Below are 17,994 nucleotides of genomic sequence, written 5' to 3' on the forward strand. Positions count from 1 at the left end.
GCCATCGACTTCCGTCACGTTAGCAGTGCTGTTTCTCAAGGACCTTGCTTGCCGCATCAGTTGAGGGCAGGAGCGGCTCAGGCATCAGCCGGGTCCCGATGGTTCCCAACGGCTGTGCCGGACGTAGCCGGCGGCCAGCGCGGCCGCGGTCCAGAGCAGAAGCACAACGAACCCGGTGTAGGCGTTGGTCGAGTTGATGGTGAGCATCTGCGCACCGGCCCGGTCGGGGAAGTACCGCGCGACCTCCTTCGTCGCCCCGAGGACGGACAGGATCTGGGACCCGGCGAGCACCATCGGGAGCAGAATGGCCAGGGGGACAACGGCGCTTCGGGCCACCGCGGCCGCACCTGCCGCGAACAGGCTCATCAGTGTCAGGTAGACGACCGCACCGATCAGGGCACGGGGGACACCGCTCGCGTCGATCGGGGCGCCGTGGGGCCCGAGAGCGAGCTGGGTGACCAGGTAGCCGACGACGGTGACAGGGACCGCGACGGTCACGGCGGCGCCGGCGGTGACGGCCATTTTCGCGGCGTAGAGGCGGCCGCGCCGGGGCACCGCGAGCAGCGAGACCCGCATCATGCCCGACACGTACTCGCTTGAGAACATGAGTACGCCGAACACGATCAGCGTGAGCTGACCGTAGAGGATGCCGTCCAGGCCGGCCTGTCCGGGGGTGAAGTCGGCGCGGAGCCCGGGGCTGCCGGAGTCGATCGCGCCCTTCGCCGACCAGCCGCCGAGGGCGGCGATGAAGACGCTGAAGGGGACGAACAGCAGCAGTGCCGTGTACGTACCGCGGACGCCTCGCAGCTTGGTGAACTCGGCCCGGATGGCCGCGGCTGTCTCAGACACCGGTGTTCCTCGCTCCCTTGCCGATGAGTTCGAGGAAGGTGTCCTCAAGGGATTCCGTATGGGTACTCAGTTCGTCGAGCAGGACTCCGTTGGCAGTGGCCAGTCGGCTGATCTCGGCCGCCGGCAGGCCGTCAACCTCCAGACTGCCGTCCGACGCGGACATCAGCGAGGCTCCGTTGCGTTCCATTTCCCTGCCGAGCAGTTGAGGGTCCGAGGCCCGCACGCGTACATACGTCCGGCCGTGACGTCGGATGAAGTCCGACATGCCGGTGTCCGCGAGGAGTCGCCCCCTGTGGATGACGACCAGGTGGTCCGCGACCATGGACATCTCGGTCATCAGGTGGCTGGAGACCAGGACGGTGCGGTCCTCGGCGGCCATCCGGCGCAGCAGTTCGCGCAGCCATCGGATGCCCTCCGTGTCGAGACCGTTGACCGGCTCGTCGAGCACCAGGACGGGCGGGTCGCCGAGCAGGGCGGCGGCCAGGCCGAGGCGTTGGCCCATCCCGAGGGAGAACGTACCGACCCGCCGACGGGCCGCGCCCGTCAAGCCGACCATCTCCAGTACCTCTCCGACCCGTTTCCGGGCGATCCCGTTGCTCTGCGCGATCCACAACAGGTGGTCGGCGGCGGTCAGGCCGCGATGCGGAGCCGATGTCTCCAGCACGGCGCCAACATGCCGGGCCGGGTACCTCAGTTCGAGGTAGGGACGGCCGTCGATGCTCGCGGATCCGGTGTCCGGGCGCGTGAGACCGAGCATCATCCTCATCGTCGTGGACTTACCGGCTCCGTTGGGGCCCAGGAATCCGGTGACGGTTCCTGACCGCACCGTGAAGGTGAGGCCGCCCACGACGGTGTTCTGCCCGTACCTCTTGGTCAAGTTCTGGACGTTGATCACACGGCAAGTCTCATCGGGCGTCGTGTCGGCCGCATCGGTCCCGGGTCCGGATTGTCCGGACGGCCTTCGCGCACCGAAGCCATACTTGCGAATGAGACCGGGCGGTCTGAGTCCGGGTCAGTACGTCAGTGTCGCCAGGACCCGGAAGCCGGCGTCCGGCCGCGGTCCCGCGATGAGGGTGCCGCCGTGCGCGGCGACCCGCTCCCTCATCCCGACGAGGCCGATCCCGCCGCCGGACACGGCCGGCCGGGGCCCGGGCCCGGGGCCCGCGTCGGACACATCGATCGTCAACGTGCCCCGCTCCGCGGTGAGGTGCACCCGGCAGCGACTCGGCGCGGCATGCTTGATGACGTTGGTCAGCGCCTCCTGAACGATCCGGTACGCGGACAGCGCGACACCGTCCGGAGGTTCTTCGGCGTACCGGGACCACAGGTCGACGCATACGCCCGCCGCCTCGGCCGTCCGGATCAGAGCGGGCACGTCCGACAGCCCGAGAACCGGCCGGAAGTCCTCATCGCCGCCCTCCCCCTCCCGGCGCAGCACCTTGAGGGTGGCCCGCATGTCGCGCAGTGCACCGCGGCTGACGTCCTCGATCACCTTGAGGGCCTCCCGCACCTCCTCGGGGTGGGTGTCGACCACGTGATTGGCGACACCGGCCTTGACCGCGATCAGGCCCACGCTGTGCGTGACGACGTCGTGGATGTCCCGGGCGATACGGAGGCGTTCCTCGACCTTCGCCTGCGCGGCCGCCTGCTCGATGGTGCGCCGCATGTTCTCCTGCCGCTCCCTGACGGCCGACCCCATGGCCCAGGTAGCGCCGAGGACGAGCAGTCCGAACACGACCTGCACGACCTTGGTCCCGCCCTGATAGCTCTGTCCGCCCGTCAACGTGAGCAGGGCCGCGCCCGCCGCGCACAGTCCGGCGATGAGAACCGGGGACAGCTCCGGCTTCCGCCGCCTGGTCGTAGCCACCGTGTACAGGGCGTAGGCGGCGGCGAGAAACGGAGCCGGCCCGACACCGACGGCCAGCGCCACGCACGCCACGGTCAGGACGAACGCGAAGACCGGCACAGGCCGTAGCCGCCGGGCGACCAGTGGCAGTGAGGCGCTCAGCGACAGCAGCCATACGGCACCGCCGCTCACCTCGCCGCTGATGGCCGACCGCAACACGGAGACCTGTGGAAGCAGTGCGAACCCCATTGCCGCCGGCGCATCGAGCATGACCAAGCGCCGAAGCGGCGTAGCACCCATGCCTCGAAATTATTCGCTCGGTTCGCGGTGCGTCCAATGCGTCGCGACTGCCGGCCTCCATCAGCTGTACCGCGCGGACGTACAACCATGTGTGCAGAGAATGTGTCGGTAGGTGTGTCCCGGAACGCGACAGTCGAAGTCACGTTGACATCGTCAACAATCTGATGCACTGACAGAATGTGACACCTTCGTGTACGGTAACGACTCGGGCACACGGAGTTCTGCCACCATTGGCGGTACGCGCGTTACCAGGGGGACCGCCCTCCCGCGAAGAGGGGGCGTGTGAGGCACGGAGGAGTGGCAGTGGGCGAGGAACTGATCGGCGGCAGGTTTCGTACGACGGGGGTCATCGGTTCCGGGAACATGGGCGAGGTGCACAGCGCCGAGGATCTACGGGCGGCGGAGGAGGATCCTGAGCGCGTGGTCGCCGTCAAGACGATCCTCCGCCGGCGCTCGGGGGCGTTGGTCGACAGCGGTACGGACAGCAAGGCCGTTCAGCGTTTCGCCCGCGAGGTTCGCATCATGCGGCGTCTCGACCACACGAACCTCACCCGCCTCGTCGACGGTGGTGTCGACGAGGCGCACGGAGGTCTGCCGTATCTCGCGATGGAGCTCCTGGACGGCGAGACCCTTCGCGACCTGATCCATGAGGAGCGGCAGCTGCCGGTCTCGTGGGCCGCCGCGATCGGCGCCCAGATCGCGGCCGGTCTCGCCGCCGCGCACACCGCCGGTGTCGTGCACCGCGACCTGAAGCCGGCCAATGTCATGCTCACCCGGGGTGGCGTCGTCAAGGTACTCGACTTCGGCATGGGCCGTATCGCCGACGATCCCGACGAAGCCCGCCTGACCAGTACGGGCGTCAGCGTCGGCACCGCCCGGTACATGGCTCCCGAGCAGTTCGAGGCCAAACAGGTCACCCAGGCCGCCGACCTCTACGCGCTCGGGTGTGTGCTGTACGAGATGCTGGTCGGCGTACCGCCCTTCACCAGCGAATCGGCCTACGAGCTCGGCGACAAGCATGTGAACGGTGTTCCCAGCCCCGTGCAGCTCATCCGCGGTGCCGTCCCCTCCGAGCTGGCCCGTCTTGTCCACCGCCTGCTCGCCAAGGATCCGGCCGCCCGCCCGGCGGACGCGGCGGAGGTCCGCGACGCTCTGCTGCCGCTGGCCGCCCTCGACGACGGCTCGGACCTCCCTCACTGGGCCGCGCTCGATCCGGTCCGAGCGGTGCGGACCGCGGCGCCCGCGTCCGCCGCGACTCTCGCGCCCGTACCGCAGGAGCCCCGGCGGGCCGCCGCGGCTCCGGGCATGGATGTCTTCGGCGTCCACCGCACTCTGATCAGGGAGTACCGCTCCTTCACCGAGGGCGGCACCGTCATCCGCGACGACCGGATCGCCGGATTCGTCGAGGACGACCTCAACGCGAAATCACAGTGGCCGGACCCCTGGCTGTCGCTCAACCCCTTCTTCGCGGGCGGCGGTACGGTCCTCGAACTGGCCGGCCAGGGTGTGCTGCACGACGAGTGCGCCCGTATCTTCCAGGCGAAGAAGACCGAGGGCGGCACGGTTCCCGACGGTCGTCCGCTGACGCTGCACCAGCACCAGCGCGAGGCCGTCGACGCCGCCCGGTCCGGGGCGTCGTACGTCCTGACGACCGGCACCGGCTCCGGAAAGTCGCTCGCCTACATGGTCCCGATCGTGGACAAGGTGCTCAGGGAGCGGGCCGCCGCGGGCCCCCGGGCCGAGAAGCGGGTACGGGCCATCATCGTGTATCCGATGAACGCCCTCGCCAACAGCCAGCTCAAGGAGTTGGAGAAGTATCTGCGCGACGGCTACGGCGAGGGCCGGGAGCCGGTCACCTTCGCCCGCTACACGGGGCAGGAGGACGAGGCGCGCCGGAAGGAGATCCGCGACAACCCGCCGGACATCCTGCTCACCAACTACGTGATGCTGGAGCTGATGCTGACGCGGCCCGCCGACCGGGCCAGCCTCATCAAGATGGCCCGGGGCCTTGAGTTCCTGGTCTTCGACGAGCTGCACACCTACCGCGGCCGGCAGGGCGCCGACGTGGCCCTGCTGATCCGACGGGTCCGCGAGGCGTGCCAGGCACGGGAACACCTCCAGTGCATCGGCACCTCGGCCACCATGTCGACCGAGGGCACACTCGACGACCAGAAGAAGGTCGTGGCGGGTGTGGCGAGCACCCTCTTCGGTACGGCGGTCCGCCCCGAGCACGTCATCGGCGAGACCCTGGTCCGCGCCACCGAGGACGCTCCGGACACCGTCCAGGCCGAGCGACTCACGGCTCCCGCCGCCCCCCGCGCCTATTCCGACCTCGTACGCGACCCGCTGGCACGCTGGATCGAGACCCGTTTCGGCCTGGCCACGGACGAGGCCACAGGTCGTCTGATCCGCCAGCGGCCCGCCAAGATCGAGATCGCGGCGAAGGAGCTGGCGGAGCGGTCCGGGCTCGGCGAGGAGGAGTGCGCCGCCGCGATCCGCGCCACGCTGGAGGCGGGCTCACAGGCCCGTCATCCGGTGACCGAACGGCCGCTGTTCGCGTTCCGGCTGCACCAGTTCCTCTCCAAGGGTGACACCGTCTACGTCACTCTGGAGGACAAGCTCTCGCGCCACCTCACCCGCTCCTATCAGCTCGAACAGCCGGGCAGTGGCGGCAAGTTGCTGATGCCGCTCGCCTTCTGCCGCGAGTGCGGCCAGGAGTATCTGACGGTGTGGCGGAACGAGAAGGACGGAGAGGTCCGGTACGAGGCGCGCCGTGACACCTCCGCGACGGGCGGGCGGCAGGGCGACGGCTATCTGTACGTCGACCACGACCGGCCGTGGCCGGCCGGCACCCAGTACGCGGTGGACGACCGGCGACTGCCCGAGTCCTGGCTGGAGTTGGACGACAACGGCCAGGAGGTCGTCAGGAAGTCGCACCGTGATCGGGTGCCGCGTGCCATCACCGTCGACCCGCTCGGCCGGGAGAGCACCGTCCAGGACGGCGGCCTCCAGGCCGCGTTCGTCCCGTCCCCCTTCCTGTTCTGCCTGCATTGCGGGGTGGCCTACGAGCAGACCCGCGGGAAGGACTTCGCGAAGCTGGCGACGCTCGACCAGGAGGGCCGTTCCTCGGCGACCTCGCTGATTTCGGCGTCGGTGGTCAAGTCGCTGAAGTCGGTCCCCGAGGAAGCCCTGGACAAGAAGGCACGCAAACTCCTCACCTTCGTGGACAACCGCCAGGACGCCTCGCTCCAGGCGGGTCACTTCAACGACTTCGTGCAGATCACGCAGTTGCGGGGCGCCCTGTACCGGGCAGCCCTGGACGCGGGCGAGGACGGCATCCACCACGAGGACCTGGCGTCCACGGTGACGAACGCACTGAATCTCGAAACCGTGGACTACACGGGCGAGAGCGACCTGGCGCCGTCGCTCGCCCGCAACGCCGCGAGAACGCTGCGCGATGTGATCGCCTTCCGGCTCTATCTGGACCTGGAACGCGGCTGGCGCATCACCATGCCCAACCTGGAGCAGACCGGTCAACTGGAGATCGACTATGAGGACCTGAGCTGGGTGGCGGGCAAGCAGGACCGGTGGGCCGAGGCGCATCAGGCGCTGCGCGACGCCGATCCGGCCCTGCGCGCCGAGATCATGAAGGCGCTGTTGAACGAGATGCGCCGCTCCCTCGCCATCGACGTGTCGTACTTCCGGGACGACTTCGACTCGCTCCAGCGTGCCGCCGAGGAGCGGCTCGTGGACCCGTGGGTGCTGTCCGCCTCGGACAAGCCGAAGGTCGGCACCGCGTACCCGCACCCGTCCCGTCCTCATATGGACCGCTCCAGCCTGTTCCTGTCGGCGCGCGGAAAGTTCGGCAAGTATCTGCGGCGCGCGGACGAGTCGTTCAAGACGCTCGACTCCGACGATCTCCAGCTGGTGATCGCGGAGTTGCTGAAGATCCTGACCAAGGCCGGCCTCGTGAAGGAGGTCTCCGAGGCTCCGCAGCGCGCGGGCCGCTACCGCAGGCCGACCGCACCCGCCGCGACCGGTTACCGGGTGGCGGCACAGTCGCTCGTCTGGCGTGCGGGCAAGGGCGAGACGGGTACCCACGATCCATTGACGCGTACGTACCAGAGCGGCGACGGACCGCGCGTCAACACGTTCTTCCGCGATCTGTACAAGGACGCCGCGAGCGCGCTGTCCGGTCTGTTCGCCCGCGAGCACACCGCGCAGGTCGACCCCGAGGAACGGCAGAAACGCGAGGACGCCTTCCGTAAGGCCGAGTTGAAGCTGCTGTACTGCTCACCGACGATGGAGCTGGGCGTCGACATCTCCTCGCTGAACGCGGTGATGATGCGCAATGTGCCCCCGACACCGGCCAATTACGCCCAGCGCTCGGGCCGGGCCGGCCGCAGTGGCCAGCCCGCGCTGGTCACCACGTACTGCGCGACGGGCAACAGCCATGATCAGTACTATTTCCGGCGTTCGGAGCGGATGGTGGCGGGCGCGGTCGCTCCGCCCCGGCTGGATCTCGCCAACGAGGACCTGGTGATCTCCCACCTCCAGGGCATCTGGATCGCGGAGGCCGGCCTGAAACTGGGCCGCGCCCTGCCCGAGGTGCTGGATGTGTCCTACCCGGACTCCGGCGACCGGCCGGCCCCCGCTCTGGAGCTGCAACCCGAGATCCTGGCCGCCTCCCTCGACCGGGACGCGCAACTGCGCACCGTCGAGGCGTCTCTGCGCGTGCTGGGACCGCTGCTGCCGGACTTCGCGGACACCACCTGGTGGCACGACGACTGGATTCAGGACCGGGTACGGACGGTCGCCGAGCGGTTCGACCGCGCCTTCGACCGCTGGCGGCAGCTCTTCCGTGCCGCGCTCGACGACCAGTACATCCAGAACAAGCGCCGCCTGGACTACAGCCTGACCGAGGGCGACCGTATCCGCGCCAACGCCCGCCGCCGTGAGGCCGAGACGCAGCTGAACCTGCTCATGAACGAGAGCGCGGACAACAAGTCGGTTCTCTCCGACTTCAACCCCTACCGTTATCTGGCGTCCGAAGGCTTCCTCCCTGGCTACAGCTTCCCGCGGCTGCCTCTCGCCGCGTACATCCCGACCGTCGGTCGCCGCCGGGGGGACGGCGACTACCTCCAGCGGCCCCGGTTCCTCGCGATCCGCGAATTCGGCCCCGGTTCGCTGATCTACCACGAGGGCGCCCGCTACCAGGTGACCCGGATTCAGCTTCCGCCGGACTCCTCGGGCGACCTGGCCACCAGCCAGGCCCGCCGCTGCGCGCGGTGCGGTTACCACCATGATCCGGACCTGCGGGCCGACCGCTGCGATATGTGCGAGGAGCCGCTGGGCTCGGCGACGTACGGCCTGCTGCAACTGCACACCGTGTACACGACCCGCCGTGAGCGGATCTCCTCCGACGAGGAGGAGAGGCGGCGCGCGGGCTTCAAGCTGGAGACGTCCTACCGCTTCCAGGACCATGGCACCCGCACGGGCCGGCTCAACGCCGCGGTGTCCGATGCCGCCGGCGCACCCGTCGCCCAGGTGGCGTACGGGGACTCGGCGACGGTCCGCATCACCAACACCGGCCGGGTCCGTGCCAAGAGCGACGAACCGGCGGGCTACTGGCTGGACCTGACCGACGGCCGCTGGATGAACGACCGTGACGCGTCCGAGGCGTCCGGCGACTCCAGCGAACTGCCGGTGATCGACGCCGACGGCAACGAGCGGCGCCGCAAGAAGCGTGTCATCCCGTACGTGGAGGACCGCCGCAACATCCTCGTCGTCACGCTCGACGAGCCACTGCCCGAGCCGGTCGCGCTGTCCTTGATGTACGCGCTGGAGCGGGGCATCGAGGCCGCGTTCGAGCTGGAGGACGCCGAGCTGTCCAGTGAGCTGCTGCCGCCGGACGACGGCCCTCGCGACCGGATTCTGTTCACGGAGGCCGCCGAGGGCGGCGCCGGTGTGCTGCGCCGCCTCCAGTCGGAGAAGGACGCTCTGGCGAAGGCGGCCCGGCAGGCCCTGGCCATCTGCCACTTCGACGAGGACGGCGAGGACCTGGGCGGCCCGCACCCGGACCGGCCCTGCGCACTGGGCTGCTACGAGTGCCTGCTGACGTACGGCAATCAGCTCAACCACGCGCTCGTCAACCGGCATGCGGTGAGCGCTCTGCTGGTGCGGCTCGCCTCCTCGACGGCCACGAAGGACGTACGGGGCGAGTCCCGCTCGGAGCAGTTCGGGCGGTTGCTCGGCCGGAAGCTGCCGGCGATCGCGGCGGCCGAGCGCGATGAGGCGGTCGCCCGGGAGCGCCGGGCACGTGAGGAGCACCAGGCGCGCGAGGCGTACCAGGTGAACGAAGTCCAGGTGAACGACGTGAGCGAGGTGAGCGAGATCGTGGTGAGCGAGGACAACCTCCTCGCCTGGCTGAAGGACCGCGGCCTCCGCCTCCCCGACGAGGGCGAGACGCTGATCACTGAGGCCAACGTCCTGGCGGACTATGTGTACCGGCTGCCCGGCGTCAACCTCGCCGTGTTCGTCGACCTGCCGGACACCGAGACGACGGCCCTGCGCGACGAGGACGCCGAGGAGCGGCTTCTCGACGCTCGCTGGGACGTCGTCCGCTTCCCGCACGACACCGACTGGAACGAGATCGTCGCTCCCCACGCCCGCTACTTCGGCACGCCCGCCGCCAACTGAACACCCACCACGAGGACTTGACGACTCACATGGCACTCACGTACTCCGCAGGATCTCTGGTGGCGGCCCGCGGCCGCGAATGGGTGGTGCTCCCCGAGAGCAAGCCCGATCTGCTCGTGCTGCGTCCACTGGGCGGCTCCGACGACGACATCGCCGCCGTCTTCCCCGCGTTCGAGGCGGTGACGGGCGCCGAGTTCGCGGCACCCGAGCCGAGCGACCTGGGCGACCAGCGCGCGGCGGGCCTCCTGCGCACCGCTCTGCGGATCGGCTTCCGCGCGGGCGCGGGGCCCTTCCGCTCCCTGGCCGGCATCGCGGTGGAGCCGCGCGCCTACCAGCTCGTCCCCCTCCTGATGGCACTGCGCCAGAAGACCGTACGCATGCTGATCTCCGACGACGTCGGTATCGGCAAGACCATCGAGGCGGGCCTGGTCGCGGGCGAACTCCTCGCGCAGGGCGAGGCGACGGGCCTGGCGGTGCTCTGCTCCCCCGCCCTCGCCGAGCAGTGGCAGCAGGAGCTGCGCACCAAGTTCGGCATCGACGCCGAGCTGGTCCTGTCCTCCACCGTCTCGCGGCTGGAGCGCGGTCTGGACCTGGGCCAGTCCCTCTTCGACCGGTACCCGCATGTCATTGTCTCGACGGACTTCATCAAGTCCACCCGTCACCGCGACGACTTCGTACGGCACTGCCCCGACCTGGTGATCGTCGACGAGGCACATACATGCGTCGCCGCCGACGACACGTCCACCGGTTCGCAGAACCAGCTCCGCTACGAGCTGCTGCGCCGCGTCGCCGGGGACGAGACCCGGCACCTGCTGCTGGTGACCGCGACGCCCCACAGCGGCAAGGAGTCCGCGTTCCGCAATCTGCTGGGACTGGTCAAGCCGGAGCTGGCGTCGGTGGATCTGGAGTCCGAGGCGGGGCGGAAGCTGCTCGCTCAGCACTTCGTGGCACGCAAGCGGGCGGACGTACGCCAGTATCTGACCAGGGGCGACGGCCTCGACGACGACAGTCTCGCCGAGCGGACCGCGTTCCCCTCGGACCGCTACTTCAAGGACGAGACGTACAAGCTGTCACCGGCCTACCGGGCCTTGCTCGACGACGCCATCGCGTACGCGAGTGAGCGCGTGGAGGCGGCGGGCACCCAGGGCAGGCGGGAGGCGCGGATCGCCTGGTGGTCGGCGATCGCCCTGCTGCGTTCGCTGGTGTCCTCGCCCCGGGCCGCCGCACAGACGCTCACGACCCGCTCGGCCGCTGCCGTCGCCGCCAGCGCGGAGGAGGCGGACACGTTCGGCGCCCCGCTGAACAGCGACTCCGCCGACAGCGACGCGCTGGAGGGCATGGACGTGGCGCCCGGCGCGCAGACCGGGGACGCGGGCGCCCGACTGGCCGAACTCGCCTCGCGGGCCGCCGAGTTGGACGGAACGGAACACGATCTCAAGCTCAAGGCCCTGATCAAGCATCTCAAGACGCTGCTCGCCGACGGCTACAACCCGATCGTGTTCTGCCGCTACATCCCGACGGCTGAGTACGTGGCCGAGAAGCTCAGAGGAAAGGGCGGCATCCGCGCCGAGGTCGAAGCGGTCACCGGCACGCTCTCGCCGCAGCAGCGCATCGAGAAGATCGACAAGCTGGCGGAGAGGGCCGGCGACGACCCCGCGGCCCGCCGGGTCCTCGTGGCGACGGACTGCCTCTCGGAGGGCGTCAACCTCCAGCACTACTTCGACTCGGTCGTCCACTACGACCTCGCCTGGAACCCGACCCGCCACGACCAGCGCGAGGGCCGTGTCGACCGCTACGGCCAGAAGCGGGACGAGGTCCGGATCATCACTCTCTACGGTGCGGACAATGGCATCGACGGCAAGGTCCTCGAAGTCCTCATCAAGAAGCACCGGCAGATCAAGAAGGACCTCGGCATCTCCGTCTCCGTGCCCGATGAGATGTCGACGGGAGTGACGGACGCGATCGTCGAGTGGCTGCTGATGCGGGGCCGGGAGGACGAGAACGCGCTGTTCGGCGCGGACGCGTTCAAGGTGAGCACGGCAAAGCTGGACAACGACTGGAACTCCGCCGCTGAGCGCGAGAAGGCTTCCCGCTCCCGGTTCGCACAGCGCTCCATCCACCCCCAGGAGGTGGCGCGGGAGGTCGCCGCGATCCGGGACTCCCTGGGCGGCGCGGGCGAGGTCGACACGTTCGTACGGGAAGCGCTCGGCGCGCTGAGCGCGGTGATCCGCCCGTCGGGTACGCCGAGTGCGGCGGGTACATCGGGCGCTTCCGGTACTTCCGCTGCTTCCGGTGCGGACTTCACCGCGCAGGTGGGTGGCACGCCGGCCGGCCTGCGCGACGCCCTCGCACCGGTGGTCGGCGCGGAGACCATCGAGAAGGACCGCCCGATCTCCTTCCGCGCGAGCCCGGCGGTCGCGCGCGGCGAAGCGGCCCTGGTCCGGACCGATCCCGTGGTCGGCGCCCTCGCGGCCCACGTCCTGAACGCCGCCCTGGACACCCAGGCCGACGGAGCACGCCCGGCCCGACGCTGCGGCGTGATCACCACGGACGCCGTCGGTACGCGCACGACACTGCTCCTGGTCCGTTACCGCTTCCACCTCACGCTCCCCTCCCGCAGTGGCGAGAAGCAGCTGGTCGCGGAGGATGCCCGGCTGCTGGCCTTCCAGGGATCCCCGAAGAACGCGGTCTGGCTGCCGTCCAGGCAGGCCGTGGCACTGCTGGACGCGACCGCCTCCGAGAACACCGACCCGCACTTCGGCGAGCGCGCCATGACCCGCGTCCTCGGTCAACTCGGAGACGTGTCACGTCATCTGGAGGAGTACGGCGACGAGCTGGCCGCCGAACTCGATGCCTCGCACCGCCGGGTCCGCGAGGCATCCCGCGAGATCGTCCGTGGTCTGTCCGTCACCGCCCAGAAGCCCGCCGACATCCTCGGCGCCTACGTCTACCTGCCCGCCACGCCCACGCCCCCGGCCGGTGCCGTCGCCGCTTCCGCTTCCGCTTCCGCTTCCGCTGGAGAGTCCGTCTGATGTCCGCCACCACCCGCAATCAGGTGTTCTCCGCCGTCCACACGGTCGGCGCGCTGCTGCCGGCCGACATGCTGGTACGGATCAGCGAGGGCAAGGACGTCCCCGGCTCCAAGCCCGCCGACTACGGTCTGCCGTCGTCCCGCTCGGTGCGGGACGAGGCCGAACGCAGCTGGGAGTACCTGAAACCACTCTGGCGCGACCTGCGCAAGCGCCTCCCCGAGGACCCGGAGACGGGCACTCCCGCGCACGACCCGACCGGAGTCGCCGGAAGCGACTGGCTGGCCCCGCTCTGGCGCGAACTGGGCTTCGGCCCGCTGACACCCGTAGGACCGGCCGGGATCACGGCCGACTCCGACGCGGAGAAGAAGTTCCCGGTCTCCCACCGATGGCAGCACGCCCTCATCCACCAGGCCGCGTGGAACGCCGACCTGGACAAGCGACCTGGCGGCGCGGGCACGGTCCCGCCGCAGTCGATGCTCCAGGAGTGCCTGAACCGGACGGAGAGCCACCTCTGGGGCGTCCTGACGAACGGCCGCCAGGTGCGGGCCCTGCGTGACTCCAGCGCGCTGGCCACGGCGTCGTACGTCGAGTTCGACCTCGAAGCGATCTTCGACGGCGAACTGTTCAGCGAGTTCGTCCTGCTGTACCGGGTCCTGCACGTGTCCCGGTTCGCGGTGGCGGAGGACGCGGCGGCGTCGGCGTGTTGGCTGGAGAAGTGGCGTACGGAGGCGATCGCGTCGGGGACGCGGGCGCTGGACCAGCTCCGCAAGGGCGTCCAGGAAGCGATCACCGCCCTGGGCACGGGGTTCCTGCGGCACCCGGCGAACGGCGCGCTGCGCGAGGACGTCCGGCCCAAGGCGCTCCAGGCCGCGCTGCTGAGGATGGTGTACCGGCTGCTGTTCGTCTTCGTCGCCGAGGACCGCGACGCGCTGCTGTCGCCGGACGCCGACGACACAGCGAGGGACCGGTACGCCAAATATTTCTCGTCGGGCCGACTGCGCGCCCATGCCAGGAAGCGGCGGGGTACGGCACACGGTGACCTGTACGAAGCGCTGCGCATCGTGCTCGACGCCCTGGGCGACGAGGCGGGCCGGCCGGAACTGGGCCTGCCCGGCCTCGGCGGCCTGTTCAACGACACCGACACGGACGAGCCGCTGCGGAGCCTGAAGCTGTCGAACGAGGCGCTGCTGACAGCGGTGCGTCACCTCTCCCAGGTCCGGGACGGCAGCTCGAACCGACTGCGCGCCATCGACTACCGCCACCTGGACGCCGAGGAACTGGGCTCCGTCTACGAGTCCCTGCTGGAGCTGGAACCCAAGCACAGCGCGACCGAGCGCACGTTCACCCTGGTCGAGGTGGCGGGCAACACCCGTAAGACGACGGGCAGTTACTACACCCCGTCGTCGCTCATCGAATGCCTGCTGGACTCGACCCTGGACCCGGTCATCCAGGACGCGGTCAAGCGGGGCAAGGCGGCGGCGTCCGTGTCGGGGGCGGCGGACCCTGCCGACGCGATCGTCAACGAACTGCTCTCCCTGACCGTGTGCGACCCGGCGTGCGGCTCCGGCCACTTCCTGGTCGCCGCGTCCCGCCGTATCGCCAAGCAGGTGGCGGCGGTACGGGAGCACAACCCGGAGCCCACCCTGGGCGCGGTACGGCACGCCCTGCACGAGGTCGTCGCGCGCTGCATCTACGGCGTGGACCTCAACCCGATGGCCGTGGAACTGGCCAAGGTGTCGCTGTGGCTGGAGGCACTGGAGCCGGGCAAGGCCCTGAGCTTCCTGGACGCGCACGTGAAGCACGGGAACGGGCTGATCGGGGCGACGCCGAAGCTGTTGCGCGATGGCATTCCGGACGAGGCGTTCAAGCCGATCGAGGGCGACGACAAAAAGTTCGCCAAAGCGCTGGAGAAGCAGAACAAGCAGGAACGGGGTGGTCAGCGTGGCCTGTTCGACCTGGGCGGCGAGACAGAGGTCACCAATACGGTGTTCGGTTCCGGCCTCCGGCGGATTATTGACGCGCCGTCAGGCACGCTGACAGACGTACGCAAGCAGGAGGTCGCATTCCGCGACTGGTCCGAGTCGACGGAGTACGTACGTGCCCTGCACGTCGCCGACGCCTGGTGCGCGGCATTCACGTGGCGCAAGACTGTGGGTGCGCCGGCAGCTGTGACAGAGGGGCTGTTCACTCGCCTCCAGGACCCAGCGGAGGCCGCGGCTCCGCAGTCCACACACGACGAGATCGTGAGATTGCGAGACGAGTACCGGTTCTTCCACTGGCACCTGGAGTTTCCAGAGGTCTTCTCCGTCCCAGAGTCAGGTGCCGGTATCGACGAGGCAACTGGGTGGGCTGGAGGGTTCAACGCACTGTTGGGGAACCCTCCCTGGGAGCGGATCAAACTCAAGGAACAGGAGTTCTTCGCACAGCGAGATCCTGAAATCGCAAATGCCCCGAACGCGGCTTCCCGGCGCGAACTCATCGCAGCACTTCCCTATACGCACCCCGAGCTCGCCGCGGAGTTCAGCTCGAATAAGCGGCGCGGGGACGGCGAGGCTCACTTCATCCGCAATTCCAGGAAATACCGCCTCACCGGCCTCGGGACCGTGAACACATATGCCGCATTCTCAGAGAGCAACCGAAGCCTACTCAACCCGTTCGGCCGCATGGGGGTGATTGTCCCAACGGGAATCGCCACGGACACAACTACCCAACATTTCTTCAACGATCTGGTGCTAAAAAAGTCGATCGCAGCGCTGTATGACTTCGAGAACGCGGCCCCCCTTTTCCCTGACGTTCACCGCTCATTCAAGTTCAGCATTCTCTCCCTCACGGGCACTGCCCTACTGGAACGAGTCGCCCTGTTCTCCTTCTTCCTTCACGATCCAGCCGAACTGGATAACGCGGAAAAGGTATTCACCCTAACGCCAGAGGAGATAAACCTTCTCAATCCCAACACGGGAACCTGCCCCGTGTTCCGATCCCGACGTGACGCCGAGATCTCCCTCGCCATCTACCGCCTCCTACCGGTTCTTATCCAGGTTGGCACCCCCACGCGGAACCCATGGGGCGTCTCGCTGGGGCGCATGTTTCACATGACAGAGGATTCGCACCTTTTCCATACGCACGAGTCTCTCAAATCCGATGGATGGACACTTAAGGGAAATATCTTCACGAAGGGAAACGCCGAGATGCTACCCCTCTACGAGGGGCGAATGGGGCACCAATACACTCATCGTTTCGCCGACTCGACGGGCACTCACGAAACTTCCCAGCTTGATGTAAGGGATGCAGAATTTGTAGTGCAGCCTCAATATTGGATCTCTTCAGAAGAGACAAGAAAACGTCAAGAGCGCCGGAGATTCGGATGCAAGACCGGAATGCTTGGTCATCGACGCGTGGCTCGAAATAATGACGAGCGTACATCCATCGCCGCGCTCATCCCATGGGGGGCAGCTTCGTATGGATGGACCCTCTCAGCGGGCCCCTCTGCCGATAATTTGGCCATGCTGCTAGCCACATATAACTCTATCCCGTACGACTACGTACTACGGAACAGTTTCAGCCAGCCGAGCATCCCTCAGAGTACATCGGAGCAGATCCCCGCACCGCTCCCAGATGATCTTGAACTGCATCGCGCATTCATTATTCCGCGCACCACTGAACTCACCTACACCGCCCACGACATGACTCCGTTCGCCCTCGATCTAGGCGACACCGGCACCCCCTTCCTCTGGGACGAGGCCCGTCGCGCCATCATTCGTGCCGAGTTGGACGCCCTCTTCTTCCACTTCTATGGAATTCCCCGCGAGGACACCGACTACATCCTCGACACCTTCCCCATCGTCCGCCGCAAGGACGAGGCCAAGTACGGTTCGTACCGCACCAAGGAGTTGATCCTCGCCGAGTACGACCGCATGGCAGCCGCAGGTGTCAGCCTGGAGAACCCCTTGGTGGACGGCGAGAACTACACCTCCACACTCAGCCCGCCCCCGGGCCAGGGCCCGCGCCATCCGGCCCGGCCCGAGGCTGGCTGAGGTACCTCCGGTGGTACGGCTGAGCTCGGGAAGAGCTCAGCCGTGCGCGGCGTACCGTACGAACTGCGCCCAGCCGTCGCGGCCGACGGCGAAGAGCGGGTGCTCCACATCCTTGGAGTCTCGTACGTGGACGGCCCGTTCGGTGACAGCTACCTCGATGCAGTTGTCGCCCTGAGTGCCGCTGTAACTGGACTTGAACCAGGCCAGTTCGGTGTCGCTCATAGTGCTCCTCTGATCCGCTCCAGCAGACCCACGGAGTCCAAGGGCGTGAGGGCCTGTGAGCGGAGTGTCGCATATCGCCGATGCAGAACGGCGGCCTCTTTCGGGTCAGCAATCAGCCGGCCGCTCTCTTGCCCTTCGGAGTAGGCAAGATGCTTGCCGTCCGGAGTTTCCAGCAGGGCCAGCGGACCGTCCATGCCAGCGTGGCACTGGCAAATCGTCGGCATGATCTGGATCGAGACATTGCGGAGCGAAGCGAAGACCAGCATGTGATCCAACTGTCTGCGCGTGACATCGACTCCGCCCAGTTGCCGCTGCACGATGTGCTCATCCATCACGAAACTGAACGAGGTGTTGGGCCGCTCCCGAATGAGTTGCTGCCGCTGCAAACGGGCGGCCACCTGCGCTTCCATCTGGTCGTCCGACAGCGGCGGAATACTGTTGTCGAACGCCGCCCGCGCATACCCTTCCGACTGCAACAACCCCGGCACCAGCCGACACTCGTACGTACACAGGCTCACCGCCACCCTCTCCAGCCGCGCCCACCGCCGGAACCACGCCGCGATTCCCGGCTCCCCCCGCGTCAGATGCCGCGCCGCCTTGCGTAACGCCCCCGTGTTGCCCAGCGCCTCCTCGGCGCGCTCCACGAACATCTCGTCCGGCATGCGCCGCCCCAACTCCACCGATTCCACAGTGTGTTTGGAGAAGCAGACCCGCACGCCGAAGTCGACCCGGCTGAGCCCGGCGTGTTCGCGCAAGGCCTGGACGACGGCTCCGAAAGTCCGCAGACTGTCCGACGGGTCGGGCTCCCGTTCCCATTCGCCGCCCGCCACATCCACTTCGGCGTTGTCGGTCGTCATACGCGGCCACCTCCAGGTGTGTGCGTGAGATCTTCCCGCGCTCCAACTCACCCACAGTGGACGATCAACCGCCGTACCGTCCACTCTAAGTGCCCGTACGCTGACTCTGCGTACGCGATCGAATGCTGGTGCAGGTCTCCACGCAACCGCCACCG

The 17,994-nt window shown here is 68.2% G+C and carries 8 protein-coding genes; 3 read left to right on the forward strand and 5 right to left on the reverse strand.

Going from position 1 to position 17,994, the window contains the following annotated elements; genetic code table 11:
• Positions 1 to 84: 84 nt before the first annotated feature.
• From ACIQD6_RS19880 to ACIQD6_RS19890, 3 genes are all read right to left on the reverse strand, one after another.
• Positions 85 to 849, reverse strand: a complete 765-nt coding sequence (locus ACIQD6_RS19880; RefSeq protein WP_401884241.1) for an ABC transporter permease — start codon at positions 847 to 849, stop codon at positions 85 to 87.
• On the reverse strand, positions 842 to 1,726 hold the full coding sequence (locus ACIQD6_RS19885; RefSeq protein WP_401884242.1) for an ABC transporter ATP-binding protein: 885 nt from the start codon (positions 1,724 to 1,726) through the stop codon (positions 842 to 844). Before ACIQD6_RS19885 ends, ACIQD6_RS19880 begins: the two co-directional genes overlap by 8 nt.
• Positions 1,727 to 1,861: 135 nt before the next feature.
• Positions 1,862 to 2,995 (reverse strand): sensor histidine kinase, encoded by a 1,134-nt coding sequence (locus ACIQD6_RS19890; protein WP_401884244.1) that lies wholly within the window; start codon positions 2,993 to 2,995, stop codon positions 1,862 to 1,864.
• Positions 2,996 to 3,358: 363 nt separating this feature from the next.
• Between ACIQD6_RS19890 and ACIQD6_RS19895 the strand changes: the two genes are divergently transcribed.
• The 3 genes from ACIQD6_RS19895 to ACIQD6_RS19905 are packed head-to-tail and all read left to right on the forward strand — an operon-like array spanning position 3,359 to position 16,760.
• On the forward strand, positions 3,359 to 9,694 hold the full coding sequence (locus ACIQD6_RS19895; protein ID WP_401884442.1) for a protein kinase: 6,336 nt from the start codon (positions 3,359 to 3,361) through the stop codon (positions 9,692 to 9,694).
• Positions 9,695 to 9,723: 29 nt separating this feature from the next.
• The gene (locus ACIQD6_RS19900; RefSeq protein WP_401884246.1) at positions 9,724 to 12,726 is read left to right on the forward strand and encodes a DEAD/DEAH box helicase; all 3,003 of its coding nucleotides are present in this window, start codon (positions 9,724 to 9,726) and stop codon (positions 12,724 to 12,726) included.
• A complete protein-coding gene (locus ACIQD6_RS19905; RefSeq protein WP_401884248.1) occupies positions 12,726 to 16,760 on the forward strand; it encodes an Eco57I restriction-modification methylase domain-containing protein in 4,035 nt (1,344 codons plus the stop codon). Before ACIQD6_RS19900 ends, ACIQD6_RS19905 begins: the two co-directional genes overlap by 1 nt.
• Positions 16,761 to 16,796: 36 nt before the next feature.
• Here ACIQD6_RS19905 and ACIQD6_RS19910 read toward each other — a convergent pair whose 3' ends face one another.
• A complete protein-coding gene (locus ACIQD6_RS19910) occupies positions 16,797 to 16,982 on the reverse strand; it encodes a DUF397 domain-containing protein (RefSeq protein WP_401884249.1) in 186 nt (61 codons plus the stop codon).
• The gene (locus ACIQD6_RS19915) at positions 16,979 to 17,839 is read right to left on the reverse strand and encodes a helix-turn-helix domain-containing protein (protein ID WP_401884251.1); all 861 of its coding nucleotides are present in this window, start codon (positions 17,837 to 17,839) and stop codon (positions 16,979 to 16,981) included. Before ACIQD6_RS19915 ends, ACIQD6_RS19910 begins: the two co-directional genes overlap by 4 nt.
• Between the last annotated feature and the right edge of the window lie 155 nt (positions 17,840 to 17,994).

Origin of the sequence: Streptomyces sp. NPDC088400 (assembly GCF_044753355.1) — a bacterium.
Classification (GTDB): Bacteria; Actinomycetota; Actinomycetes; order Streptomycetales; family Streptomycetaceae; genus Streptomyces.

Excerpts from the sequence above, each read along its gene's own strand:
- ACIQD6_RS19890 (WP_401884244.1), bottom strand. The coding sequence starts at position 2,995 with ATGGGTGCTACGCCGCTTCGGCGCTTGGTCATGCTCGATGCGCCGGCG.
- ACIQD6_RS19895 (WP_401884442.1), top strand. The coding sequence starts at position 3,359 with ATGGGCGAGGTGCACAGCGCCGAGGATCTACGGGCGGCGGAGGAGGAT.
- ACIQD6_RS19900 (WP_401884246.1), top strand. The coding sequence starts at position 9,724 with ATGGCACTCACGTACTCCGCAGGATCTCTGGTGGCGGCCCGCGGCCGC.
- ACIQD6_RS19905 (WP_401884248.1), top strand. The coding sequence starts at position 12,726 with ATGTCCGCCACCACCCGCAATCAGGTGTTCTCCGCCGTCCACACGGTC.
- ACIQD6_RS19910 (WP_401884249.1), bottom strand. The coding sequence starts at position 16,982 with ATGAGCGACACCGAACTGGCCTGGTTCAAGTCCAGTTACAGCGGCACT.
- ACIQD6_RS19915 (WP_401884251.1), bottom strand. The coding sequence starts at position 17,839 with ATGACGACCGACAACGCCGAAGTGGATGTGGCGGGCGGCGAATGGGAA.